Annotated in this window: 1 protein-coding gene; it reads right to left on the minus strand. The window is 59.4% G+C overall.

Features of this window, described 5'->3' with window-relative positions:
- Nucleotides 1-895: thiamine pyrophosphate-dependent enzyme (locus tag ACIQU2_RS28525; protein WP_403145881.1), on the minus strand; the 895-nt coding region annotated here is incomplete at both ends.

The raw sequence follows: 895 nt of genomic DNA on the forward strand, positions 1-895 counted from the left end.
GTCGATGGCCAGCAGGGTCACGAACAACACGGCTTCCGCCTCATCACCATTCACATGGAGGATCGGCGCCTGGATCATCTTCGCAACGTCCGTCGCGTACTCGGTGGAGCGCGAGTCCAGCGGGTTGCTGATGGTGAAACCGACCTGGTTGTTGATCACGATGTGCACGGTGCCGCCGGTCTTGAAACCGCGGGTCTGCGACATCTGGAAGGTTTCCATCACCACACCTTGACCGGCGAATGCCGCGTCACCGTGGATGGAGATCGGCAGAACCTTCTCGCCGGTAGGGTCGTTGCGACGATCCTGACGGGCGCGAACCGAACCCTCAACCACTGGAGATACGATTTCCAGGTGGGACGGGTTGAACGCCATCGCCAGGTGAACTTCACCGCCGGTGGTCATCACGTTGGACGAGAAGCCCTGGTGATACTTGACGTCACCGGAACCCAGCTCGACCTTCTTCTTGCCTTCAAACTCGTCGAACAGCTCGCGCGGGTTCTTGCCGAAGGTGTTGACCAGCACGTTCAGACGACCACGGTGGGCCATGCCGATAACGATTTCCTTGGTGCCGTAGGAACCGGAACGCTGGATCAGCTCGTCGAGCATCGGAATCAGGCTCTCGCCGCCTTCCAGACCGAAACGCTTGGTACCCGGGTATTTGGTACCCAGGTATTTTTCCAGACCTTCGCCGGCGGTGACGCGCTCGAGCAAGTGGCTCTTGATGTCGGCGGAGTACGTTGGACGGCCGCGCACGCTTTCCAGACGCTGCTGGAACCACTGGCGCTGCTCGGAATCGGTGATATGCGTAAATTCAGCGCCGATGGTGCGGCAATATGTCTGCTGCAACGCTTCGTGAATTTCGCGTAGGCTCGCTTCCTCTTTGCCGATGAACAGG

Source organism: Pseudomonas sp. NPDC098740 (assembly GCF_044760065.1).
Taxonomy (GTDB): domain Bacteria; phylum Pseudomonadota; class Gammaproteobacteria; order Pseudomonadales; family Pseudomonadaceae; genus Aquipseudomonas; species Aquipseudomonas rossensis.